The sequence below is a fragment of the Neorhizobium descurainiae genome (assembly GCF_051400715.1).
Classification (GTDB): domain Bacteria; phylum Pseudomonadota; class Alphaproteobacteria; order Rhizobiales; family Rhizobiaceae; genus Neorhizobium.
On sequence record NZ_JBLFFK010000027.1, the window covers coordinates 40720 to 63129 of the forward strand.

Below are 22410 nucleotides of genomic sequence, written 5' to 3' on the forward strand. Positions count from 1 at the left end.
ATGAGAACCTATGCCGAGCAGCGGGAAAAGCTGGTCCGCATGATGAGGGCTTGCGAAGAAACCCGCAACCACATCGAAATCATCGAAAGGCAGATCAGGAAGCGCGCCGAGCGCATGGCGATCACCGCCCGCGTCAAGACCAGACAATATGGCCGCTCGACCTCGACATGGACGACTGCGGACGAGCGCCAGTATCAGGAGAACGCCGCACAACTCCGCTTCGAGCGGCGCAGTGAGATCGACGCCCTGACCCGCAAGCTGGAACGGCAGGAAGGCGCCATAGCCGCCTTCCGCGTCCGCTACCGGATCAACGAGGATGCGGAGCTTTGGGTCGAGGCGGGGGAGGCGGCGTTATGACGCGGCGATTTTCCCGCACCGAAGCTCTGATCCCGGACGAACTGCGCGCCCGTCTCATCGATAATGGCCGAGCCAGCCAGGAACGGGAAGACTTCGACCCGCGGCCGGTCGTAAAGCTGTTCACGCCAGACGGCAGCCCAACTTGGCTGATCACCGAAGGATACGAGGAACCAGACGGCGATTTGCGGCTGTTCGGCTTATGTTGAGCTCGACATAACCCGAATTAAATCGAGTGTAGGATTATGCAGAGCTACTTTAGATTGCGTGTGGAATTCGAGGTATTTCCGTCATTTCCCTCTACATAATTTGACCGCTTGGACCGAGATAGGGTTGCAGCTTTTTGTGGCTAGGCTGAACCATCAAGCGCCTGAACCGTCCTCTTCACGATCGAAACTAGATTATCAGCGAGGCGAGCCGGCGCGGCGGCCGATCGCGTGAGGACGAGCGCGGTGTTCTCAAGCTGCGGAAGGATGGTACCTGATAGTTGCCGGACGCTATTGGTAAGCGCGCCTTGCGGCAGGACACCGACAGCGAGGCCGGCTGAGATTGCTGCCCGGATGCCGGCCACGCTTTCGCAGGTGCAGACGACCTCGTAGTCCACTCCGGATTTTTGCAGAAGGTCGAGGCAGCGTTCCCGCCACCAGCATGCTCTTTCAAACAGAGCAACTGGAAGCGGCCGGCGGTTTTCGACGTCGTGGAATGCCGATCCGACCCAAATGGCTCCCTCACGGTGAACGACAATGTCGCCAGCCTCCATGTTCTCGGGCGTGTGTAGCGCGATATCGAGTTCTCCGGCTGCGAGCGCAGCCGGGAACTGTACGCTTGATCCGCACCGCAATAGGATGCGCGCGCGGGGCTGCTCTTGTGCAAAGCCGGCCAGGATCGCGGGCAGCAACGTATCGCTATATTCCTCCGGCATTCCGAATCGGATCTCACCATTGCCGTCCGGCCTCCGCATCGCGATGACTGCCTGGTCGAGTGTTTCAACGACTTGACGCGCGATCGGCAGCAACTGCTCGCCGTGTGTCGTTAGGGAAACTCCGCGCCCATGCCGATCGAACAATTGCTGCGCGACGATCTCTTCGAGCTTCTGCACTTGGAGACTGACGGCGGATTGCGTGCGGAGCAGACGCGCCGCGCCTCCGCTGACGCTGCCGGCACTGGCGACCGCCAGGAAGCTGCGCAGCAAATCGCTATCAAGCTGAGGAAATAAGGTATCTGCTTGGCTCATATCTAGTATTTATATTATTCGTTTTATCAATGGAAGCGCACGTAATAGATTGCCACGAAAAGGATGGTAATCATGAACATTGCGCTGCCGAGTGGGCAAAGGCAGGTCATCTGGGCGACGGTCGCGATCGCCATGGCCGCCGTGGCCGTTTCTTGGCCGGAGAAGGCCCAGGAGACCCTGCGGTTCGTGCTGAAGAGCTTCGTTGACGTAGCGCCGACGATCGCGGTCGGGCTTATCCTCACGGCGTGGGTTGCAGCGAGCGGGGCGGGAGCTATCACGGCAGGGTGGTTCGAGGGCCGTCCTGCCTCTACCATCGTGATCGCGTCCGCTATCGGCTCAGTAACGCCGGTCTGCGGCGTGACCGTGCTTCCGTTGATGACGGGGTTCCTAGCGGCGGGCGTACCGCTGGCGCCCATCATGGCGTTTTGGCTTTCCTCGCCTCTCACCGATCCGGCAATGTTCACTGTCACCTGGGCCATTCTCGGTCCCGCTTTTGCTGTTGGAAAAATGATTGCGGCTTTCGCGCTCGGGATTGTTGCGGGGGCGGGAACGGCGGCGCTGACGGGCACAAGTATGGTGCGGCGTCCACTCCGTGCGTCACGGATCGCGGCCAGCAATGACTGCAACACCTGCTCTCCGAGTGGCTTCTCTTTCCGTATCTGGCGGGAACCGGCCCGGACGCGCGTCTTTCGCGCAGAACTTCTGTCGATGACGAGGCTGATCGTTGTATGTCTCAGCTTCGCCTTCTCCGCGGAGTATTTGCTGCGCGATCTTTTGCCGCCGCATCTCCTGGCAACCTATGTCGGCGACGATTCCATCTACGGGGTTCCGCTGGCGGTGCTGGTGGGTGCGCCAATGTATCTCGACGGCTACGCGGCGCTGCCCCTGGTTCGTGGATTGCGTGATCTCGGCATGTCGCCTGGTGCAGCGATGGCGTTCCTCGTGTCCGGCGGCGCTGTCAGCATTTGGGGTGTCCTGGCTGTGGTGGCGGTCCTTGGGCCCGCAACCATAGCTCTGCTCGTGGCGCTCGCCGTGATCGGTTCTTTGGCGATCGGATACGCTTTCGGCGGGATTTGGGCGTGGTTGCCGTGAAAAGAAGCTTGGTCGGTATGGTCATGGCATCGCTTTGGCGCAGACTGTGCATACGGCGCGGCTCGCAACATAATCGACCGCTATCCCGGCTCGATAATCATCTGCTTGACGATCTTGGGATAACCCGCGAACAGGCGCACGAACTCGACAAGCACCACGAGCATCCGCGTGGGTGCATGCACGGTCGCAGAGAATAGACTTTCGCGACATCATTTAAGGTCTGCAACACCCGGCTGCGCCCGATCTTGAGAATGTCGACCTGATGCACGTCTTCGGGAAAGGTGACCGCCTTGGGAGCCGAACCGCCTGGCTGCGATTGCTGGTGAAACCGTGGAACTGGTCATGGACCATCTCCCGCATATCCAATTGGGATATACATAACTTTGTAATGTCTGAATCGCTAGGCGTCTCCCTGCGGGCCGCGCTCTACTCGCCGCCTGCGACGGCTCGCGAAGCCCCTCACGGGTCTTCGCCTTCCGGTGACGATCCCTGACGCAGAGGGCAACGGCGGACCTCGCCTGTCATCCCCCGGCTCAAGAGCCCACGCCCCACCCGGGATTCAGTCGTTCTCGTCGGGACGGCAACGGCAGGACAAGTACAGGACACGCATATCTCCGCCGTGGTTTTGAACAGGCCCGCATAGAGCAAGAGGGCATCGGGAAACCCGAACGCCAAGCTTCACGGAGAAGCCGCCGCTGCTGCGCCGACCACGCCTTTCACGCCGTCCGGCAGCGAACGGATCAAAGCGAAGCAGGCCCGAGGAACGGCGCCGTTCTCCACCGCCTCTCAAAAGGAGAGGGAAACCTCATGCCCTTGAGGTCGATGTTTGGGCGTTTGCCGCAATGGATCCGGTAAAGCCGTTTTCGGTGCAGGCGAAACCGCTCGACGGATGGCAATCGTGTCGTGACTTTCCTTTCCGACTGATTCAGGCGGCACCACGGCGACCTCGATGAGGCTGGTCTGACCGAAGACCGGCAACGCAGGCGCCGCCTCGATCTTGATCCCGCAACGTCCGTCGCCAGCTTTTTTCCGCCGCCTTCGGCTTTGCATCGCCAACCAAAAAAGCTGCCTCCGGCCGCCTCCCACTGCGTTGCCGCCCCTTGGGTGCAGGACGATCGTCCCCGGTCCATCGACCGCTATCGAGGCCGCGATGGGCGCGGCCCGATCAGCAGAAGGAAATCACGACATGGCTACGATCGGCACTTTCACCCGCACCGAAAACGGCTTCACCGGCTCGGTCAAGACCCTCACGATCAACGTCAAGGGCGTACGGTTCGTCCCAATCGAGGAGCCGGTGGAGAACGGCCCGGTCTTCCGGGTATTCGCCGGAACCGCCGAGTTCGGAGCGGCCTGGAAGAAGCGTTCCGACAGGGGCAGCGACTTCTACTCCGTGAAGCTCGATGACCCGAGCTTCCCGAAGCCCATTTACGCGGGCCTCTTCGAAGCCGAGGGCGAAGACCTAGTGCTGGCCTGGTCGCGCCGCAGCCGCCCTGACGAGAACGACTGAAATCCGAACCGGCCGGGCCCCGCGAAAGCGGGGCTTTGCCATGCTTATGTCCGCCGCCATCATGGAACTCGGAGCGCTGCGCGCGCCTTGTCTCGTTCGGCTGCGGACGGGCCTTGCCGATCAGGCGGGAGCCAAGGGAGACTTTCCCCCTTGCTCCCCGCAAATGCCGCCTGCGCATGGCAGGCCCGCCGGTTCGCAGAACGGCCGTCGATCCTCATAATTCCGATCTTCTCGATTGCGTCCCGCTCACGCTGGCAGACCGGTCATGCTCGCCGGCATTTGCCCCCTCCATCCCCGCGCGCTCACGCGCCCCCGGAAGGCATGCCGAGCACATGCCTTCGGCAACAAAGGGAAAGGAGCAAGGACATGAATATCAGCAGCAGCCAGAACAGCCAGCCAGTCAGCAGCGGTTTCCGCATTGATGTGTCGCGTGGCAGCCTGAACACCCGCGTTTCCTCGGAATGGTTTTCGCGTCCCGATGACGAGCGGTACTTGTCGCTCACCGAACTTTACGACGCCGTGAGGGCGCGTGCGGATCGCGCCACGGCCCGCACGGTGGAAAGCCGCGCCGTGCGCGTGGAAGCCAGTCGCGACAATGCGGAAAGGCTTTCGCTTGTCGTCCCGGGGCAGGAGGCCTCGATTGCTCCGACGCATTGGAGTTTCGGCCAGCTTTGCAGCCTCGTGGGTGCACCGGCATCCTATATGCGGCAGCTCCCCGGGCCGCTGGCAGGCATCAACCTGCAGCATGGTTTGCTTTCGCATCGCGCCGAACTGGTCAAGACGCTGGAAACGGACGACGGCCGGATTGAATTGCGCGCCGTGACCGGCCCGGACTACGGGCGTATCTGGGATCATGAGCTTGTCGGAGCGGTGATGAAGATCGCGGGCAATGGCGTGGGCGATACGATGTGGAAGGTGCCGGGCGTGCTGGATTGGGCGACCATGACCCATAACCCCTTCGTGGACGTGACGAAGGACACCACCACGCTTTACGCCTCGGACAGGGATGTTTTCCTGTTTTTGGTGGACGACACGCACCCGATCGAGGCCGGACGCCTGCCGAACGGAGAGCCCGATTTGTATTTCCGAGGCTTCTATTGCTGGAACAGCGAAGTCGGCAGCAAGACGCTCGGCATCGCCAGCTTCTATCTCAGGGCGGTTTGCATGAACCGTTGCTTGTGGGGCGTCGAGAATTTCGAGGAAATCACCATCCGGCATTCGAAGTTCGCGGCGCAGCGTTTCGCGCATCAAGCGGCCCCGGCGCTGAAGAGCTTCGCCAATTCCTCGCCCGCGCCCTTTGTCGCCGGCATCAAGGCGGCCCGCGAAAAGATCGTCGCCCGCACCGATGAGGATCGTGAAACCTTCCTTCGCCGTCGCGGGTTCAGCAAGGCGGAGACCGGCAGGATCATCGAGACAGTGTTGCAGGAGGAGGGCCGCCCGCCTGAAAGCATCTTCGACTTTGTGCAGGGATTGACGGCGCACGCCCGCACCAAGGCGCATCAGGATACCCGCCTTGAGCTTGAAGGAAAGGCAAAGGTCCTGTTGGAGCGGGCATCATAAAAGATTGGATCGGACGCGGTGAACGAGTTCCGCCGCGTCCGATCCATCGGTCCGTCGCATGGTGTCCCGAGAGAACAGTCTATGACAGATTTTCACGGCTCCGTGAAGCGCGCGTGGCGGCGCTCGCCGGGCTTCGCCCGGCTCGCAACTCGGAAATCAACCAGCCGACATGGTCAGAAGATCACGTCTCTTCAAGAACTCGTTAGAGCGTAAATCCATGTCAAGTTATTGTTTATCCTCATAAATGAGGAGAGACAGCATCGCTCGCTCCGAGAAAACTTACGACGTGTCACGATTCTCTTTGAGGGCGCTCCATGTCCTTTCCCAACAGCTTTCCATTCGAAACCCGCACAACTCTAGGCCACGTCTATTCCCGACCGCTACGTGTCGGAACTGGCAGGGCCAGCGCCCATCATGGTGAGATCCTGCAAGGTGTCTTCCTGGACGAGGCGGGCCGACTTCATCGCGCGCTCCTCACGCTTCCATTTCCATGTGCGGAATCCATCGCCACTTTCTGGCCTGAGGATGGCAGGGACATCCGCACGCGTCCGCCCGGCCGCAGCAAGGCTGCGAAAGCCGCAGCGCTGACCTTCCAGGAATTGGGATACTCCCAAGTCTCCGGATGCCTCACCATCGAAACCTCAATTCCCATTGGTTACGGTTACGGATCATCGACGGCGGACGTCGTCGCGGCAATCCGCGCTGCTGCCGCCGCGACAGGCGTGGAGCTGCGGCGGTCTTTGATTTGCCGGCTGGCTGTCGAGGCCGAAACCGCAAGCGACAGCATTGCCTTCGGCGAGCGGGTGGTCCTCTTTGCGCATCGCGAGGGAAGGGTGCTCGAATATTTTCCCGGCGATTATCCACCCCTGTACGTTGTTGGATTTGTCTCACGAGATGATCCGCCCGTGGATACGATCGCCTTCTCACCGGCCCAATATGACAGTTCGGAAATCGAAAGCTTCCGTGTGCTGCGCGGACTTGCCCGCCGCGCTATCGTTGATGAGGATGCCAGCCTGTTGGGACACGTCGCGACGGCCAGCGCCCGCATCAACCAGCGACATCTTCCAAAAAAGCATTTCGAGGAGCTTCTTCGAATTTGTGAAGAGAACGACGGTTGCGGTGTGCAGGTTGCCCATAGCGGAAACCTGATGGGCGTTCTGCTCGACGGAAAGGCGTTCGATGCACCATCTCGGGCAAAGCGCGCCGCAACAGCTGCCCGCGAGGCCGGCTTCACCGATATCGTAAGGTTTGCCGTGAATGCCGATGCCATGCCGGTATGGGGATGAACGTGCAACCGCAGCTGTCCTTTCTTCTCGACTACGAAACGCCGCGCATGGTCGAGCTCGGGGCAAACTTTTATGCCGCGCAGTTTCATCTCATGAAGCTCCTGCCGGCCCGCTATATGCTGGATCGCGCCGAAGAAAGCGGTGCCTTGCAACCGGGCGGCCATATCGCCGAAACGAGCTCGGGCACCTTCGCCATGGCGCTTGCCATGCTTGCTGCCGTTCGCGGATACGGGCTCACGATCGTCAGCGCCACAAGCCTGATGGATGCGGGATTCGAGGAACGACTGAAACAGCTTGGCGCTTCCGTCACCTTGGTGGAAGACGAGAGCCGGACCGGCAATCAGAGCGGCCGGCTTGCGGAACTGCACCGGGTGCTGGAAAGCAAACCAGGCGCATTCTGGCCGAAGCAATATGACAATCCGGACAATCCCGCCGCCTATTCGCGACTTGCCGAGATGATCGTGGAAAAGCTCGGCAGGATCGATTGCCTCGTTGGCTGTGTCGGCTCCGGCGGATCGCTCAGCGGGACGACGCGCTATCTCCGTTCGCTCTTTCCCGAGATGCGCGCCATCGCCGTGGATACCAACAACAGCGTGCTCTTCGGACATGTGGCCGGTCCCCGGCTGCTGCGCGGCCTCGGCAACAGCATTGTCCCCAAGAACCTCGATCATACGCTGATTGACGAGGTGCATTGGGTGGGCGCGTTGCAAGCGTTTGGCGCCACCAGGAAATTGTACCGCCGTCATGCGATGTATGTCGGCCCGACCAGCGGTGCGGCGGCACTCGTGGGTGCCTGGTATGCCCGAAGCCATCCAGAGGAGACGGTCGTGGTCGTCATGCCGGACAAAGGCTATCGCTATCAATCCACGGTCTATTCGGACGAATGGCTAACGTCCCAAGCCGATTGGCCGGCCGCCGCATTGAACGAGCCGACAGAGCTATCCGAGATAGCCCCAGCCGGTGAGGGCGATTGGACATACATGCGGTGGGCCCGGCGGCCGCTGTAAGGGCCTCAGCTCGTTCAACGTCCCGGTTCGTACGCTCAGTTTGGGTGACCGCTCAGCAGGATGGACAGAAGCTCGTGCCGCGGGACCGCGAAGGGGTTGACGATGGTTACGCCTCCCCATGTGAAGCCTTCATGCATGTCTTCCGATAGGAGCAGGCGGCAGCCCGCCTGTGAGGTGACCGCCAGGATAACGGCATCCCATATGCTGAACCGGTGATCTGTCACGAGATCGACAGCGATCATCATTGTTTCCGCCGTGGTCGGCATGACCAGAAACGTATCTTTCCAGCTTAGCAGGACGTCCCGCGCTTCACTGCGGCTTCTGTCGGCCTTGCGCACCAGAACGTTGAAGAGCTCACCGAGGACCTGCGCCGGAATGACAACGGATGACTGTGGAAGTTGCCGCACGAGATCAAGCGCGACATCGCGTTTCTCGCCGCTATTGACCCCTTCTGCATAGGCAAGGACATTCGTGTCGAACGCAACCCTCACCGGTCATCCTCGTAGAGCTCGTCGCGCGACCATTTTCCGGCATGGACGATGGGCTGTTTTTCGAGGCGGGAAATCAGGGCAGATCGAGCGCCCGTGGCAGTCTCCTGGTGAGCGCCGGCAGGAAGAATGCGCGCAACGGGTTTACCATGGCTGGTTACAACATAGCTGTCTCCCTCCCGAACCTCGCGGAGGATCAGGGAGAAACGGCGATTGGCCTCCGCTGCTGATACGGCTTTTTCCATGGCAGGAATCCCAAAGTAGTGATTTTACCTACATATGATCACGTGGGTTCGGTTTGGCAAGTCTTAAATTGCCGCCCCTTCATTCCGCATGTCGCGGCTTTGCCAGCCGTACGCCCGCGCCGCCACCGTTTTCGGGGATGAAGACCACGCCGGCTTGCTCGAAAGTTAGCTTCAACAGTTTCAAATTTGAAGCTCGCATCTCTCCGCCTCTTTCAAACGCCCGGAGCGAAACTACGCTGATCGACACGCGCCGAGCCAGTTCAGCTTGGGTCCAGTCCAACAGGCCGCGTGCGGCTCGACATTGTTCAGCTGTGATCAAAACTTTCCCTTTTGGAAACTTTAGTATTGAAAGCGAAAGTTATAAGACTTATCATAATCGTAACTTAGCGCCCAAAAGAGTAAGTTACAAAGGAATATGCGGCCATGTCCAGCGAGCCCCGGCATGAAGGAATCCGCACAAGATTTCGAACTCGAGCGGTTAATCTCGGCCTACATTGACGCGCGGGCGGCATGGCTCAACAGCGCTGTTGCCGGTGGCGATCTGGTGTCTCAAGGGGAGAGTTTCGAAGCGTCGAAAGCGCAGGCCTTGTCTTTCTCCACCATCCTTGCCGGACATTTGCTGCCATGCGGCGCAAGGTGTCCTTCGTGCTGGACACTGATGATCTCTATACAATGATCTGGGAAGACGAGAACGAGAACGGCGAGATCCTGCGCATCTTTCTCTCCTCCCTGATCGCCCAACATTTTGCATCTGAGTCGCACCACTGACCGCAGAGCAAGCTATTCTCTCCCTCTGGCAAGTCCTTGTCTTTGCCTTCAATTCCCCTGTTGAGCGCCCGAAGCAAATGCAAAAAAAAAGCGCGACAACCGAGGATCGGTATACTAGAATGAACATAAGGCAGTGACGCGCTGCCGTGGGGCGTCGAAACCCCTCACGAAAGTTGGTGTCGGCTGCTACGGCACCACACTCCTTGACCTTATGGTCGGGGAGCCTGTGGCGTATGCAACAGGCCTCCGGCTAAAGGCTACAGGGCCGTTTCGTGACGGTTTCGAACTCCCCGGTCACCAGGGGTCAATGAGCATAGGCGGGGGCGTACCGCGAATGCTCTGTTTGGAAACCGTGATATGGCCGATATCGATCAAGGGACCGACAAGGGCTTTACCTTCTATACTTACTCCTACGGCGACGATCTGGAAAACTGCGCACGCCAGTTCTACCAATCGGTAGACGAGGCGCGCAACGACCTCGTGGCGTTCAGGACGGCGCTGATTGAAGAAGAGGGACGGCAACAGCCGCTGCGCGATATGAAGATTGTGCGCCTTCATACGCTGCCGGTTACCCGCGGGGCGATTGTCGACTTGTTCAACGGCATGGATGGCGATCTCGGCGGCTTCATCCGTTCGCGGGAGGTGGTCGAAGTCGTGACCGAGCCGCAGTCTCCGTAAAACCGATGGAGGTTTTCGGGGAGGGCAGGGCGCTGGGATCAACCGCGCCCTGCATTGAGTGTTCCTATGCTCTTGTCCAGCCTGTTAGTTACGGATTGGACCACGCGATCGAAAGAGGTCTTGCGAGTGGCCGGCCATACGTCAGGCCATTGACTTTTTCCACGATACCAGCCGCATCAATTCCGAAATGGCGGTAAAGATCGGCGATCGTGCCCGTCTGCCCGAAATGCTCGACTCCCAGCGGTATTGTCCGATGTCCGGTGACCGATCCGAGCCAGGACAAGGTTGCCGGATGCCCGTCGATAACTGTTATGAGCTTGCAATGCGGGGGTACATTCATCATCAGTTGCTCGACATGGCACCGTGCCGCGATCATTCCGCGCGCGCGGGCCCGCTGTGCGGCCGTCCAGCCGGCATGCAGTCGATCGGCGGAGGTCACCGCCAAAACGCCCACGTCGCGCCGTCCTTCGCTGATCATCCCGGCGGCTTTGATTGCCTCCGGGGCAATGACACCCTGATAAGCGATCACGATCTCACAGTTAGGACCTGGTTTGCGAAGCCAGTAGGCGCCGTCCACGGCGCCTTGTCGAAAGCCGTCGTCGAGCCGTTTTACGGGTTGTTCGATCGGATTCGTTGAGAGCCGCAGATATACAGAGCCGCCGGTTTCATCGCGAAGCCAGGTTCGTTCATCCGGATCGCCGCTTCCATCTCTTTGCATATAGTCGAACGCCCAGGCCATGATCACGGCAAGTTCGTCGACGAAGGCCGGCTCGAAGGAGGCAAGGCCATCCTGCGACATGCCGATCAGCGGCGCGCCAATGGATTGGTGGGCACCACCCTCCGGTGCCAGCGTGACACCTGAAGGCGTACCCACGATCATGAAGCGGGCGTCCTGGTAGCACGCGTAATTCAGCGCATCCAGACCACGCGCGACGAACGGGTCATAGACCGTTCCGATAGGCAGCAGCCGCTTGCCAAAAAGAGAGTGTGAAAGACCGGCTGCACCCAGGAGCAGGAATAGGTTCATCTCGGCGATGCCGAGTTCGATATGCTGTCCTTCCGGCGTGAACTCCCATTTGGCCGTGGAGGGAATTTTCTGGTCCATGAATACGTCGGCGCGCGTTTCGCGAGCGAAAAGCTTCCGGCGATTGACCCAAGGACCAAGGCTCGTCGTTCCGGTTACATCCGGCGACATCGTCACGATGCGGGCGGCCAGATCGTTGCTGCTCTTGGAAAGGTCGTCCAGGATCTTGCCGAAAGCCATTTGCGTGGAGATTTCGCGCTCGCTGCCGACGGCAATAGTGGGGACCGCGATCACGTCATCCTCGTAGCGGCGCCGGCCTTTCGAGTAGAAGGGGACGGTGTCGAGAAAAGCCTTTAGCCGTTCCGGGTCATCGACCGTCGTCCATTTTTCCCATTCCTGGCCCTCGGGCACGCCCATCTGAGCCTGCCATGTCGCCATCTGGGATTTGGTCATCAACCCGCCGTGATTATCCTTGTGGCCTGCGATGGGTGTTCCCCAGCCCTTGATAGTGTAAGCCAGGAAGCAGGTCGGGCGATCGTGATCGATAGCGGCAAAAGTCTCCGCCATGGTGGTGACGCAGTTGCCACCGAGATTTTCCATCAACGTGGCGAGTTCCTCGTCGCTACGCCGCTCGATCAGCGCCGTCACATCTCCCTGGTCGCCCAGATCGTCCATGAGCTGCTTGCGCCAGACGGCTCCGCCCATGAACGTTAAAGCCGAATAGAGCTGATTGGGGCAATTATCGATCCATTCCCGCAGCCGGAGCCCGCCCGGCTCTTCGAAGGCGGCGCGTTGCAGGACACCGTACTTGATGCGGACCACGTCCCAGCCGAAGGCGCTGAAGATATCCTCGATCCGCCGGAAAAGTCCCTCATGCACGATGCCATCGAGAGACTGGCGATTATAATCGATGATCCACCACGTGTTGCGCAGGCCATGTTTCCATCCCTCTTGCAGGCATTCGTAGATATTGCCTTCATCCAGCTCGGCGTCGCCGACCAGGGCAATCATTCGTCCTGGGTTTAAGTCCTTTCCCCAGCTCTTTGCGGCCACATAGTCTTGGATCATTGATGCAAACGACGTTATCGCGACACCCAAACCGACGGATCCGGTTGAGAAATCCACGTCATCGACGTCCTTGGTCCGGCTCGGATAGCTCTGGACGCCGTGATAGCCGCGGAAATTCTCCATCTTCTCGCGAGTTTGGTTGCCCATGAGATACTGGATCGCATGAAAGACTGGAGATGCGTGGGGCTTCACGGCCACGCGGTCCTCGGGACGCAACGCCGAGAAGTAGAGTGCCGTCATGATCGACACCAGAGAAGCGGACGATGCCTGATGGCCGCCCACCTTGATCCCGTCGGCCTTTGGACGGATGTGGTTGGCGTGATGGATCATCCAATGCGATAGCCACAAAACGCGTTGTTCGATCGTTTTCAGGTGCTCGTTCTGCATTGACAGCTCTCTCTCCCATTTATCGAGCGTTCTTTATCAGCGACGCGGCGGCTCTAAGCGGTCCGCCGGTGGGTCTCAGCAGGGCTTGCGGATCAGGCGCGTCCTCAAATCCTTCACGGCCGGTGCGATCAGAATGGCGACCGTGAAAAGTATCACCGTCAGACTGATCGGGCTCTCCACGAAGATCCGGGGATTGCCGAGCCCGAGGATCAAACCTTGCCGGAGGTTTTCTTCGAGCAATGAGCCGAGCAGGAACGCCAACAGGAGCGGAGCCAGGTCGAAGCCGGCCTTGCGCAGTCCATAGGCGACCACACCGCATCCGATCACCACGCCGACATCGAACAAGCTATTGTTCATGCTGAACGCACCGATGACGCAGAACAATACGATGAGCGGAGCCATCATCGCTGCGGGTATGCGCAGGAGCAGCACGAATATCCGGATCAGCGGCACGTTGAGCACAACCAGCATCGCATTGCCGACCAGCATGCTGGCAACGATACCCCAAAAAAGCTCAGGATGCTCCGTTAGGATTTGTGGGCCCGGGACGACATTCTGCATCAGCAGTGCACCCATAATGATCCCGATCACAGCATTCGCGGGAATTCCGAGGCAGAGCATCGGAATGAAGCTCGCCTGGGCGGCCGCATTATTGGCGCTTTCAGGCCCGGCTACACCTTCGATCGCCCCTTTGCCGAAGCGCTCTGGGGAGCGGGAAAGCTTCTTTTCGAGCAGGTAACTGGCAAAGCCGGCTACCAGCGCCCCGCCGCCCGGCAGCAGACCAAGGAAGAACCCGAGCACCGTCCCGCGCGCGATCGGTCCTCTCGAAGCCTGCCAGTCTTTGCCTGTCGGGAGCAATTCCCTCAGACGATAGGATGGGATCGGCGCAGATTCCGCAGAACTCCTCCTCTCGATCATCATCAGCATTTCGCTGACTCCGAACAGGCCCATTGCCAGGACGGCGATGTTGAAGCCGTCGCGAAGGTAACTGATCCCAAAAGCGAAACGTTCCTCACCGGAAATCAGATCGACGCCGGTGGTCGAAAGAAGAAGCCCGAGAGCCACCATCGTCCAAGCCTTTACACGCGATCCGCTCCCAATGCTTGCGGCAAGCACCAGGCCGAGCAGGACGATAGATGCTTTCTCGACCGGTCCGAATGCGAGTGCCACCGATGTAAAGGCGGGGCCGACGATCGCGATCGCCAAGGTCGCGCTGATCCCAGCGATGAAGCTCCCGAAGGCACTGATCCCCAATGCGGCCCCGGCACGCCCCTGGCGAGCCATGGGATAGCCGTCGAAGCATGTCATGACGCTTGATGCCTCTCCTGGCACACGCATCAGCACCGATGTGATTGAGCCTCCATACTGGGAGCCGTAGTAGATACCGGCAAGCAGGATAATCGCACTTGTCTGGTCAAGCACCATGGTGACGGGCAGCAGGAGGCTGACCGTGGCGGAAGGGCCAAGGCCGGGAAGAACGCCGACCGCGGTTCCCAGGATCGCTCCCAGAAGTGCGACCGCAAGGTTGGCAGGCTCAAGAGCAATTCCAAGCCCCATAAGAAGCTGCGTAAGGGAGTCGAGCATTACATCCTCCACATGCCCTGAGGGAGAGGGACCGATAGAAGTCCCTCAAACAAGCCCCATGTCGAAAAGGCGAAGAGCGCCGCCAGGAGAATGCCCTTTTTCCATTCCATGCGTTCGATGAGGGTGAGGACCGCTATTAGGAACAGCAGCGCGGCCAGTGCGAAGCCGACGATGTTCAACATCAGGCAGAATCCCGCGAGCGCAGCGGAGTAACCGATAAGACGAGGAAGCTCGATTGCCTCTTCTTCGGGTACTTTCTCCCGCGTCGAAAGCAGGCTGGTAACAATAAGCAGGATGGCCGCCAGGAATGGAAACAATCCTGCCCCCGGTTCGCCGTAGGTCCACAATCGAAGCTCAAGGGCATTTGCCGCTGCACCGAGCCCGATGGCAGCGAGGGTATATGGAACGAGAGGGGCGACATTCATAAGCGGATCCCCATCGCTTCGACCTGACGCCCGATATCCCCGTACGCTTCTCGGGCCATCTGCGTGAACTCGCCACTTTCTTGGAAGAGCGGATATCCGTTTATGATCTTGAGGAAATCCGCATACATGGCGGTCGTGATCATTTCGCGGATGGCATCTTCCCACCACGCGACGATCTCTTTCGGCAGGCCTGGTGGCCCGAAGAGCCCGTAGGACGCGGGAATTGCGATCGGATAGCCTCGCTCGGCAAAGCTCACGGTGTCAGGATGCGCGGCCTTGGGGTTGGGGCTTGTTTCAGCCAGCAAGCGAACCGAACCCGCCGCAAGATGGGGCCCGAAGTCCGATGAAACAACCATATCGATATGCCCGCCCAACAGTGCAGTCACAGCATCGGCACCGCCGCGAAACGGGACGAATGTCGCTGTCACCTTCTCCTGGCGGAACGCGGCATCCGTTGCGATGTGCGCAAGGCCGCGGGGTGCGGCCGTTGCCCATTTCAGCTTTTCCGGTTCTTTGCGCGCATAGTCGAGCAGTTCATCCCAGGACTTGAAAGGGCTGTCGCTGCGCACGAAGCAGGGGACGGAAATTCCTGCGTAGCTTGCAATGTAGGTGAAATCACGCGTCGAGTCATAGGGCACTTTCTGGAGATGCGGTGCGACGAGCAACGGGCTGACGGAATAAAGCGACAGGACTGATCCGTCGGGCCGCGCGCGGCGAACCTGGTCGGTCGCGATTGTTCCGCCTGCGCCTGGACGGAAATCCGGTGTCGCCGCTAAACCACGTGTCTCCTTCACGTAGTTGGCAACGACGCGGGCTGCGATGTCGCCCGCGCCGCCGGCTGCAAAGCCAACGACTATTGTTGGATTGCCGGCCGGGTAAGGTCCCGACGCTGAAGACGCAAGTCGAGGACCGGCCGCCGCGAGGAGTGCGGTGGCCGTCAAAAAAGCTCTTCTCTTCATTTGATGTTCCCTTATCTACTTAATGAGCACCGGACATCCCGGTGGTATGCGATTTCCTCCCTAGACCTTGATGACCTCCAGTGCCGAGTCCACGGTTCTGAACGAGCGGGAACTCGCTGCCGGCATCGATTTGTCGATGTCCTTCAAGCCGGACGCCGTGACGACGGCCACGACAGTTTCATGGGGGCCAATGACTCCCCGCTGTCTCGCAGTGAGGATGGCTGCTATCGGTGCAACTGAGGACAACTCTAGGAATATCCCCTCCATGCCTGCGGTCTTCTCCTGAAGGGCAATAAGACCGTCGTTGGAAACCGGCACAGCGATCCCTCTCGTCTCTCGCAATGCCTTGAGCGCCTGGAACGTGCTTCGGGTCGCGCCGATCGAGACTGCCAATGTGTTGAACCTCACCGTTACATCTGGAACGCGATCGATGCCTTGATGGAGAGCAAGCGCTAGCGATCCGTGCACCTCGGCGGCAAGCAGGCGCGGCATTCGCGCTATCTCGCCGTCCCTGAGCAGATCCTTGAAGCCGAGCCAGAGGCCCGCGAGTGCGTCGCCATAGCAAACGGGAAGGGCGCACCAGTCTGGCACCGCGCCGCCCATTTGTTCGACGATCTCAAACGCGAGAGTCTTGTACCCCTCTATTCCGATCGGATGACTGCCGACGACCGGATGCCGATAGGGCGAGGTCGCGAACCAGCCAAATCGCTCGACACCTTCCGCGAGGAAGGCCCAGCGATCGGACTTGTTTTCGAAGGGGATGACCTGAGCACCGTATTTCTCGATCTGGGTCAGCATAGGGCCGGCCGAACCAGCCGCAGTCGCGACAACGCAGGAAAGCCCGGCACGTGCGGCATAGGCTGCGAGCGAGGCGCCAGCATTACCGGTCGAGCTGGTCGCAACGGTGCTCGCACCGGCCTGCTGTGCGGCTGTGATGGCGACGGTGGAAAAACGGTCCTTGTGAGACCAAGTCGGATTATATCCTTCATTCTTGATGAAGAGAGCGGGGACGCCGATTTCCGCGCCGAGCCGCGCTGCCGGACGCAGAGGCGTCAATCCTTCGCCGAGCGAAACGGCAGCGTCCTCTCCAAAGGGCAGCCTATTCGCATAACGCCAGAGCGACGGCGGCTGCTCTTTCTTTGTAGGCTTGCCTTCTTCCGAAATGGTTCCCCGATAGACCAGCTTCAAATTCGAGGGAGCTTCGTCGAGACATCTCGGGCAGCCGCGTGAATCGATCGCATGCCCGACCGGCAGTTCGCTGTCACACCGATAGCATGCATATGCGAAGGGGCGGGTCATCAGTTCAGCACCAGGAGGCTGTTGCCGGCGTTTGTCAGCATCTCCGCTCCGTCCGGCCGGACGACGAGCATGTCCTCAACCTGCAAGCCAACGCGCCCGATTTCGTAGTAGGGGGTTTCGATGCACAGAACCATCCCTGCTTCGAGGACGTCCTGACTTGAAGCAGATAGAAGCGGCAGATCGTAGCCATCCAGTCCAATTCCGTGCCCGACGTGACTGCGGTGATAGTGAGGAATGCCCTCCTTGCGTACGGTTTCGACGACGACCTCGAAGATCTTCGAAGCCGGAATACCGGGCCGAATGTGCTCAATGCCCCGCTTCACGCCTTTATTGAGAGCGTCGTACTTCAAACGAACATCAGGGGAAGGCTCCCCGAAGCATGCATTGCGAGCAATGTCGGCACGGTAATTGCGAAAGTGCCCACCCACATCGAACCGGATGATATCACCTTCGCGGAGCTCGCGGTCCGAGGGTTGTACATTCATGAGAGCACTGCGCTCACCGAAGCCGATGCATCCGAGCACCGGGAAAGCGTCCTCTTTTATTGTCTGAGTATGAAAGGCCCTTGCCAGCGAAAGCTCGGTAGCTCCACTGCTCACAGCCACATCGAACGCTGCTGAAATCGAGCGCTCGGTAATGCCGCCGATGCTACGAAGCCGGTCGATCTCCTCAGGTGTCTTGACCGCACGCACCCAGCGAAGGAGGGACGATGCCGGGATCCATGTTACGTCAGGCAACTCGCTCCGAAGTCTCTCCACGTTACCGGGGAGCAAGCCGATCTCGTCGATCCCAATGCGTGCTCCTGAAAGGCCTGCGGCGCGAATCTCGGCTACGAGAGCGGCAAGAGCATCTCGATCATCGATCAGGTGATGAAGCTCCGCCTGCCGAGCGCTGACGGGATCGAGAATTGTCGCGAGATCCGTGTCGACCGTGAAGGCGCCATAGCGTCGCACGCGCGCTTGGACGTTTTGATCGGCGATCAGGTCAAGCGTCGACGTACCCGTGATGACCACGGGATCATCAATTGCCGGGGCGACCAGCACCACGAATGCTTGCGGCCCCCGACGAATCCATTGTGGGAGGCACCAGAAGCCGCTCGTATACAGGACGTTCTCCGGTGACGTCGCGACAATTGCGTCCAAGCCATGGTTGGACATCGCTTCCTGCAATCGCACATCATTTAACAGCATCGATGCTTTCTCTCCCTAAATGTTCGATAGACTCGTCGAATCCGAGCTCTCTGGAAATGCGATTTGCCGCTGCCAGCACACTCTGAGCGACGTTGATGAGCTTTACTTTTGGATAGACGGCGCGAGGAAAAGCCACGCTGATAGCGGCAGTGATTGAACCGGCTGCATCGCAGATCGGGGCGCCGACGGAAATCACACCCTCGAGGTTTTCCGAGATGGCTGTCGCAAACCTCTGCTGCCGAGCAACATGAAGTTGCTCGATCAGTTTATCCACCTCTGTAATGGTGCGGTCGGTAAAACGCGGGAGCGGCGCTTCGCCCAACAGGTCCTTGATCAAGCCGTCGTCCAAGTTGAACAATAGGGCCTTTCCCAACGCGGTGGAGTGAAGCGGCATTGTTTGGCCAGGGTGGTTTCGGATAACCACAGGGCTGTCCGACTGGACCGCTAGGACATAGATGCCGGCCGACCCGCGCCGGACACCAAGGAAGCCGTTGAAGCAACCGCCGGCTGCCATTGCCTGAAGCTCCGTCTCTGCAAGCGTCAGGAGACGTCCTCTTTGGAAGACGTGCTGTGCAAGACCGAGGACCGCATATCCGATTTGGTAACGGCGGGTGTTGCCGGCATGTTCAACGTAGCCGCAAGAAGCAAGGCTATTGAGAAGCCTCTGGGCAACCGCCGGGCTGAGTTCAAGTCTCCGAGCAATCTCCCGCACGCCTAGCGGCTCCCGCGCCTCCTTGAGCAAACCGAGAACGAGAAGTCCCTTTTCAAGAGATTGATTACTCGACATTTCGTGTTCCGATAATAGCAACAATGTTCCATATAATGCACATTTAAGACGCCCTTTCCTTCGCTAGTCAAGAGGAATGTTCACTATAGTGTGTCGCACTAGAGTGAACGTCTGGCCAAAAGTCGCGGGATGGACATCCGCGCGACAGTGGGATTGAACGTTCTTAGAATACGACGGGAGCGCAACCTTTCTCAGGAGGAGTTGTCGTTCCGGTCAGGACTGACGCGCGCTTATCTGAGTGGCTTGGAAGCAGGCCGTCGAAATCCTACCATCGTCTCTTTAAGCAAGCTTGCAGACGCCCTAAGCGTCGATCTCGAAAATCTTGTTCGAGCCAATAAAAGAAGTGACACCGATCCTAAGTAAGCTGAAGGCTTATATTCCCAGGCAATTCATAGCTTCTTCGCGTCTACCGAAGAAAGCCGGCGGATCATCTTCTCGGCGTCAATCTGCATAGCGACTGCCAGCGCTTCAATAGTATCAAGCGTTGGCGAGCTTTCTTCGCGTTCCAACTTGCCGATGTAATTGCGGTCGAGGCCAGCGAACTCGGCGAGCCGCTCTTGCGAGAGGCCCGCGGCTTGACGGTACAGCCGCAAATTTCGTGCGAAGACAGCCGTGAGTTTCATAGGGGAAGCCATTCAGAATGCAGGCCTAAAAGCTACATACTATAGTAATCAATCGGCATTCGCCGGTCTTGCGTGGAGCTTTTCGTTACGCATAACCTACAACCATTGAGCGTCTACGAAATGCCATGGGGGTTTAAAGTCACCACCGCCCAACAGGGCACGTCTGACCATGCCCCCCACCCGTTCGCCTGATGAAATTCGCTCCACGCGATAATTGCCGCGTTGGTTTTCTTTTGTGAGGATAGAATGAGTATTTCTGAAATGTCGACGAAGAAGGGCTTAACTCGCAGGGAAAGGGAAGTTTTATTCTGGGTTTCGCGAGGGAAGACTGCTTGGGAAACGTCTGTAATACTTAATATTTCGAAAACAACGGTGATTTCGCATCTGAAGAATTCCAGGGACAAACTGGATACGACAAACATAGCTCAGACCATTGCTGAAGCAATGAAGCGATCGGAAATCCCCTCGTAGTTCTGGCATGTCACGCACGCGGGTGGCACGGTCATCGGTGTCCTCAATCCTGAGGACGGGAATATCCCTCCGGTGGCTCTTTCTGTATTGCGTCGGGGTCAGCTATGGAAACAGAATCCAATTGGGCATCATCGGATTTCATCAGCAACACATTCGCGCTTAACCGGAGCGATTTCGCCTTTGAGTTTTTGCGAAGAAACCTCAAATATCAGATCGATTACGTGACAGCCTCTAAAGAAGGGCCTGCGGCTGCTCCGCTGATCAGCTCCTTCCCGGCAAAGTGGGGGCTCATATTTTCCGACCGATCCTTGGAAGAAAGCTGGCTTCTCCCGCCCCGTTTGGCGCCCCGACCTGCATCATGAGACGGTCATCGTCGGAGAGGTTCCTTCCTCCTATCAGGGTGGCCAGGACCTAGATCCGATGCGGCTCCTGCAAATGATGGTGGTGCGCGACAGCCGAGCCGGACTCCATTTGCAATTGGCCGGACGGGAAGGCGAGCTGAACCTGTGGCTGCCACACGGCTGGACGCCCCTCCGCGCTGCCTTCATTATCCCGATCGATAATGACATCGAGATCCGTCTGCACAGCATTCAGCGCGCCTTCCGGCTGCTCCAAGGCAAGCCGATTGGAGATGTAATTCGGCGGCAGAAGCTTTCGGCATTTCACCGTCACCGCTACGTCCAAATGCTGCGGGCGGTCGACGGTCTGCGATCTGGAGCCTCCAAGCGGGAGGTCGCGAGCGTACTTTTCAGTCGCGATGTGCGATCGTTTCCGGCCGTCGAATGGCGCAACGCGCCTGAGCGTCGTCAGCTTGCGCGCCTTCTTACCGAAGCAAATGAACATATCGAGCGCGGATATCTGCGCATTCTGAACGGTGGGCGGACGAAGGGCCATTTGTTCCGGAGATCATAGACCCATCCGGCAAGGTGGGACAGGTTGCAATGCCACCAACTTTGTCACTCCGCCAAACCGCAGCTTTTCCGCCATCGTCGCACCTGATCCGCCGTCATGAGGGCGGCCGCGATGGAGGCCTGCAATGCAAGTGAAGACCGACGACAACTGGCCACGCTTCGTACGTACACCCGAAGCCGCTCGCCTTCTCGACCTCTCACCCCGAACGCTCGAAAAGCACCGCTGCGACGGAACGGGGCCGATCTACCGTAAGCTTGGCGGGCGTGTGGTTTATTCCATTGCTGATCTTCAAGCCTGGGTCGACGGATCCGCCCGTCAGTCGACGTCCGAAGCGCCGGGGAGCCGTCTTCCGCAAGGACGGGCCGGCGACCCTGCCGCGAATGCGGCCCGCTAAGCGGACGGCTGCCCATGTCAGCGCACAAGATATATCAGGGACAGCAGCTCGAACTGTTTCGGCCGACCGGCGGCGACATCGCCGCTCGCGACGCACAGGACCTCATGTCCTGGCCGTTCTTTTCGCTCGCCAAATCCCGCCGTGTAACGCCGATCGACTTCCGCATGGGCAATGTGTCAATCCGCGTGGAGGCCACCGTCGAGCATGGCATGGCGACCATATGGGACGCTGACGTGCTGATCTGGGCAGCCTCTCAGATCGTGGAGGCGCGCGACAGAGGCTTGCGTACGTCCCGCTTCATGTCGGCGACCCCATACGAGATACTCACCTTCGTCGGCCGAACGGATTCCGGGCTAAATTACGGCAGGTTGAAAGCGGCGCTTGACCGCCTGCAATCCACCACCGTCGTAACCTCCATTCGTCAACCGGCCGAACGGCGCCGGCATCGCTTCTCATGGATCGCCGAGTGGAAGGAGCGGCTGGATGCAGCCGGCCGGCCGCTCGGTATCGAACTCATCCTCGCCGATTGGTTCTATGCCGGCGTTATCGATGACGCGTTGATCCTCACCATCGATCGAGCGTATTTCGAACTGACGGGGGGCCTCGAGCGCTGGCTTTATCGTCTGGTGCGCAAGCACGGCGGTCGCCAAGCATGGGGCTGGAGCTTCGACCTCGAGCACCTCCATCTGAAATCCGGCTCCCTCTCTCCCCTCAAGCATTTTGCCTATGACCTGCGCGCCATTGTCCGGCGGCAGCCTCTGCCCGGTTACCGGCTTGCCCTTGTGACCGATCCGAATAGCCGCATCCGCCTGACCTTTCACCCAACGCCAACCGATCCGCTTGCAGCTGCGCTACGCCTGTCGCGCCGCCGCGCGACCAGATTGTGAGCAAACTGTGGACAGACCCGTACTATCCAGGACTGCAAGGCCCGTACTATCGGGGACCGGATTGCCGTACTATCCGGGACCGACATCGGGCGTAACCGTCCGCAGCCTTTCGATAATTCGCCGTCCTAACGGTGCTAACCCAGAATCCTTCGGATTCTTCCTAACGCGACCCGACGAAATC

At 59.3% G+C, this 22410-nt stretch carries 28 protein-coding genes and 1 pseudogene; 16 read left to right on the top strand and 13 right to left on the bottom strand.

Annotated features, from left to right (window positions below; all coding sequences use genetic code 11):
* Together ACMGE0_RS29505 and ACMGE0_RS29510 are read left to right on the top strand one after the other, a co-directional pair.
* Nucleotides 1-357 carry a hypothetical protein gene (locus tag ACMGE0_RS29505; RefSeq protein WP_436819457.1) on the top strand — a complete coding sequence of 119 codons (357 nt, stop codon included), beginning with the start codon at nt 1-3 and terminating at the stop codon, nt 355-357.
* Entirely contained in the window at nt 354-563 is a 210-nt protein-coding gene (locus ACMGE0_RS29510; protein WP_436819458.1) for a DUF2958 domain-containing protein, read from the top strand. The genes ACMGE0_RS29505 and ACMGE0_RS29510 overlap by 4 nt, the downstream gene beginning before the upstream one ends.
* A 140-nt stretch (nt 564-703) precedes the next feature.
* Here ACMGE0_RS29510 and ACMGE0_RS29515 read toward each other — a convergent pair whose 3' ends face one another.
* Nucleotides 704-1588, bottom strand: a complete 885-nt coding sequence (locus tag ACMGE0_RS29515; RefSeq protein ID WP_436819459.1) for a LysR substrate-binding domain-containing protein — start codon at nt 1586-1588, stop codon at nt 704-706.
* A 72-nt stretch (nt 1589-1660) separates the two neighbouring features.
* Between ACMGE0_RS29515 and ACMGE0_RS29520 the strand changes: the two genes are divergently transcribed.
* The gene (locus tag ACMGE0_RS29520; protein ID WP_436819460.1) at nt 1661-2680 is read left to right on the top strand and encodes a permease; all 1020 of its coding nucleotides are present in this window, start codon (nt 1661-1663) and stop codon (nt 2678-2680) included.
* Nucleotides 2681-2703: 23 nt separating this feature from the next.
* The gene (locus ACMGE0_RS29525; protein ID WP_436819493.1) at nt 2704-2877 is read left to right on the top strand and encodes a YjiS-like domain-containing protein; all 174 of its coding nucleotides are present in this window, start codon (nt 2704-2706) and stop codon (nt 2875-2877) included.
* Between the two features lie 26 nt (nt 2878-2903).
* Here ACMGE0_RS29525 and ACMGE0_RS33725 read toward each other — a convergent pair.
* Nucleotides 2904-3031, bottom strand: a pseudogene (locus tag ACMGE0_RS33725) (AbrB/MazE/SpoVT family DNA-binding domain-containing protein); the annotation flags it as partial.
* Nucleotides 3032-3866: 835 nt separating this feature from the next.
* On the opposite strand from ACMGE0_RS33725, the gene ACMGE0_RS29530 reads away from it, so the two are divergent.
* The 4 genes from ACMGE0_RS29530 (at nt 3867) to ACMGE0_RS29545 (ending at nt 8040) form a co-directional block, all read left to right on the top strand.
* On the top strand, nt 3867-4187 hold the full coding sequence (locus tag ACMGE0_RS29530; RefSeq protein ID WP_436819461.1) for a DUF736 domain-containing protein: 321 nt from the start codon (nt 3867-3869) through the stop codon (nt 4185-4187).
* 366 nt (nt 4188-4553) lie between these two features.
* Nucleotides 4554-5747 carry a DUF932 domain-containing protein gene (locus ACMGE0_RS29535; RefSeq protein WP_436819462.1) on the top strand — a complete coding sequence of 398 codons (1194 nt, stop codon included), beginning with the start codon at nt 4554-4556 and terminating at the stop codon, nt 5745-5747.
* 314 nt (nt 5748-6061) lie between these two features.
* A complete protein-coding gene (locus tag ACMGE0_RS29540) occupies nt 6062-7033 on the top strand; it encodes a GHMP family kinase ATP-binding protein (protein ID WP_436819463.1) in 972 nt (323 codons plus the stop codon).
* Complete coding sequence (locus tag ACMGE0_RS29545; protein ID WP_436819464.1) at nt 7030-8040, top strand: PLP-dependent cysteine synthase family protein; 1011 nt, start codon at nt 7030-7032, stop codon at nt 8038-8040. Before ACMGE0_RS29540 ends, ACMGE0_RS29545 begins: the two co-directional genes overlap by 4 nt.
* Nucleotides 8041-8075: 35 nt before the next feature.
* Here the strand turns inward: ACMGE0_RS29545 and ACMGE0_RS29550 are convergent, their stop codons facing one another.
* The 3 genes from ACMGE0_RS29550 to ACMGE0_RS29560 all read right to left on the bottom strand — a co-directional run bounded on the left by ACMGE0_RS29550 (nt 8076) and on the right by ACMGE0_RS29560 (nt 9092).
* Nucleotides 8076-8531: a PIN domain-containing protein gene (locus ACMGE0_RS29550; RefSeq protein WP_436819465.1), complete on the bottom strand. Its 456-nt coding sequence runs from the start codon at nt 8529-8531 to the stop codon at nt 8076-8078.
* On the bottom strand, nt 8528-8773 hold the full coding sequence (locus ACMGE0_RS29555; protein ID WP_436819466.1) for a type II toxin-antitoxin system Phd/YefM family antitoxin: 246 nt from the start codon (nt 8771-8773) through the stop codon (nt 8528-8530). The genes ACMGE0_RS29550 and ACMGE0_RS29555 overlap by 4 nt, the downstream gene beginning before the upstream one ends.
* A gap of 79 nt (nt 8774-8852) precedes the next feature.
* Nucleotides 8853-9092: a helix-turn-helix domain-containing protein gene (locus ACMGE0_RS29560; RefSeq protein WP_436819467.1), complete on the bottom strand. Its 240-nt coding sequence runs from the start codon at nt 9090-9092 to the stop codon at nt 8853-8855.
* A 123-nt stretch (nt 9093-9215) separates the two neighbouring features.
* Here ACMGE0_RS29560 and ACMGE0_RS29565 point away from each other — a divergent pair, with 123 nt between their 5' ends.
* Nucleotides 9216-9449 (top strand): hypothetical protein, encoded by a 234-nt coding sequence (locus ACMGE0_RS29565; protein ID WP_436819468.1) that lies wholly within the window; start codon nt 9216-9218, stop codon nt 9447-9449.
* A gap of 449 nt (nt 9450-9898) precedes the next feature.
* A complete protein-coding gene (locus ACMGE0_RS29570; RefSeq protein WP_436819469.1) occupies nt 9899-10219 on the top strand; it encodes a hypothetical protein in 321 nt (106 codons plus the stop codon).
* A gap of 88 nt (nt 10220-10307) precedes the next feature.
* Here ACMGE0_RS29570 and ACMGE0_RS29575 read toward each other — a convergent pair whose 3' ends face one another.
* The 7 genes from ACMGE0_RS29575 to ACMGE0_RS29605 form a co-directional block, all read right to left on the bottom strand.
* Complete coding sequence (locus ACMGE0_RS29575; protein WP_436819470.1) at nt 10308-12698, bottom strand: thiamine pyrophosphate-binding protein; 2391 nt, start codon at nt 12696-12698, stop codon at nt 10308-10310.
* A 75-nt stretch (nt 12699-12773) separates the two neighbouring features.
* Nucleotides 12774-14282 carry a tripartite tricarboxylate transporter permease gene (locus tag ACMGE0_RS29580; RefSeq protein WP_436819471.1) on the bottom strand — a complete coding sequence of 503 codons (1509 nt, stop codon included), beginning with the start codon at nt 14280-14282 and terminating at the stop codon, nt 12774-12776.
* Complete coding sequence (locus ACMGE0_RS29585; RefSeq protein ID WP_436819472.1) at nt 14282-14707, bottom strand: tripartite tricarboxylate transporter TctB family protein; 426 nt, start codon at nt 14705-14707, stop codon at nt 14282-14284. The genes ACMGE0_RS29580 and ACMGE0_RS29585 overlap by 1 nt, the downstream gene beginning before the upstream one ends.
* Nucleotides 14704-15666, bottom strand: coding sequence for a tripartite tricarboxylate transporter substrate binding protein (locus ACMGE0_RS29590; protein ID WP_436819473.1), 963 nt, complete (start codon nt 15664-15666; stop codon nt 14704-14706). Before ACMGE0_RS29590 ends, ACMGE0_RS29585 begins: the two co-directional genes overlap by 4 nt.
* A 60-nt stretch (nt 15667-15726) precedes the next feature.
* Nucleotides 15727-16965 (bottom strand): threonine synthase, encoded by a 1239-nt coding sequence (locus ACMGE0_RS29595; RefSeq protein WP_436819474.1) that lies wholly within the window; start codon nt 16963-16965, stop codon nt 15727-15729.
* Nucleotides 16965-18155 (bottom strand): M24 family metallopeptidase, encoded by a 1191-nt coding sequence (locus ACMGE0_RS29600; protein WP_436819475.1) that lies wholly within the window; start codon nt 18153-18155, stop codon nt 16965-16967. Before ACMGE0_RS29600 ends, ACMGE0_RS29595 begins: the two co-directional genes overlap by 1 nt.
* A complete protein-coding gene (locus ACMGE0_RS29605; protein ID WP_436819476.1) occupies nt 18142-18942 on the bottom strand; it encodes an IclR family transcriptional regulator in 801 nt (266 codons plus the stop codon). Before ACMGE0_RS29605 ends, ACMGE0_RS29600 begins: the two co-directional genes overlap by 14 nt.
* A gap of 129 nt (nt 18943-19071) precedes the next feature.
* Between ACMGE0_RS29605 and ACMGE0_RS29610 the strand changes: the two genes are divergently transcribed.
* On the top strand, nt 19072-19305 hold the full coding sequence (locus ACMGE0_RS29610; RefSeq protein ID WP_436819477.1) for a helix-turn-helix domain-containing protein: 234 nt from the start codon (nt 19072-19074) through the stop codon (nt 19303-19305).
* Between the two features lie 26 nt (nt 19306-19331).
* On the opposite strand, the gene ACMGE0_RS29615 is transcribed toward ACMGE0_RS29610, so the two are convergent.
* Entirely contained in the window at nt 19332-19565 is a 234-nt protein-coding gene (locus tag ACMGE0_RS29615; protein WP_436819478.1) for a helix-turn-helix domain-containing protein, read from the bottom strand.
* 261 nt (nt 19566-19826) lie between these two features.
* Here ACMGE0_RS29615 and ACMGE0_RS29620 point away from each other — a divergent pair, with 261 nt between their 5' ends.
* From ACMGE0_RS29620 to ACMGE0_RS29640, 5 genes are all read left to right on the top strand, one after another.
* Nucleotides 19827-20036 carry a helix-turn-helix transcriptional regulator gene (locus tag ACMGE0_RS29620; RefSeq protein ID WP_436819494.1) on the top strand — a complete coding sequence of 70 codons (210 nt, stop codon included), beginning with the start codon at nt 19827-19829 and terminating at the stop codon, nt 20034-20036.
* 104 nt (nt 20037-20140) lie between these two features.
* On the top strand, nt 20141-20398 hold the full coding sequence (locus tag ACMGE0_RS29625; protein ID WP_436819479.1) for a transcriptional regulator domain-containing protein: 258 nt from the start codon (nt 20141-20143) through the stop codon (nt 20396-20398).
* Nucleotides 20399-20474: 76 nt separating this feature from the next.
* Complete coding sequence (locus tag ACMGE0_RS29630) at nt 20475-20948, top strand: DUF2285 domain-containing protein (protein ID WP_436819495.1); 474 nt, start codon at nt 20475-20477, stop codon at nt 20946-20948.
* 124 nt (nt 20949-21072) lie between these two features.
* Complete coding sequence (locus ACMGE0_RS29635) at nt 21073-21342, top strand: helix-turn-helix transcriptional regulator (RefSeq protein WP_436819480.1); 270 nt, start codon at nt 21073-21075, stop codon at nt 21340-21342.
* 14 nt (nt 21343-21356) lie between these two features.
* Nucleotides 21357-22229, top strand: a complete 873-nt coding sequence (locus ACMGE0_RS29640; RefSeq protein ID WP_436819481.1) for a replication initiator protein A — start codon at nt 21357-21359, stop codon at nt 22227-22229.
* The last annotated feature ends 181 nt before the right edge of the window (nt 22230-22410 follow it).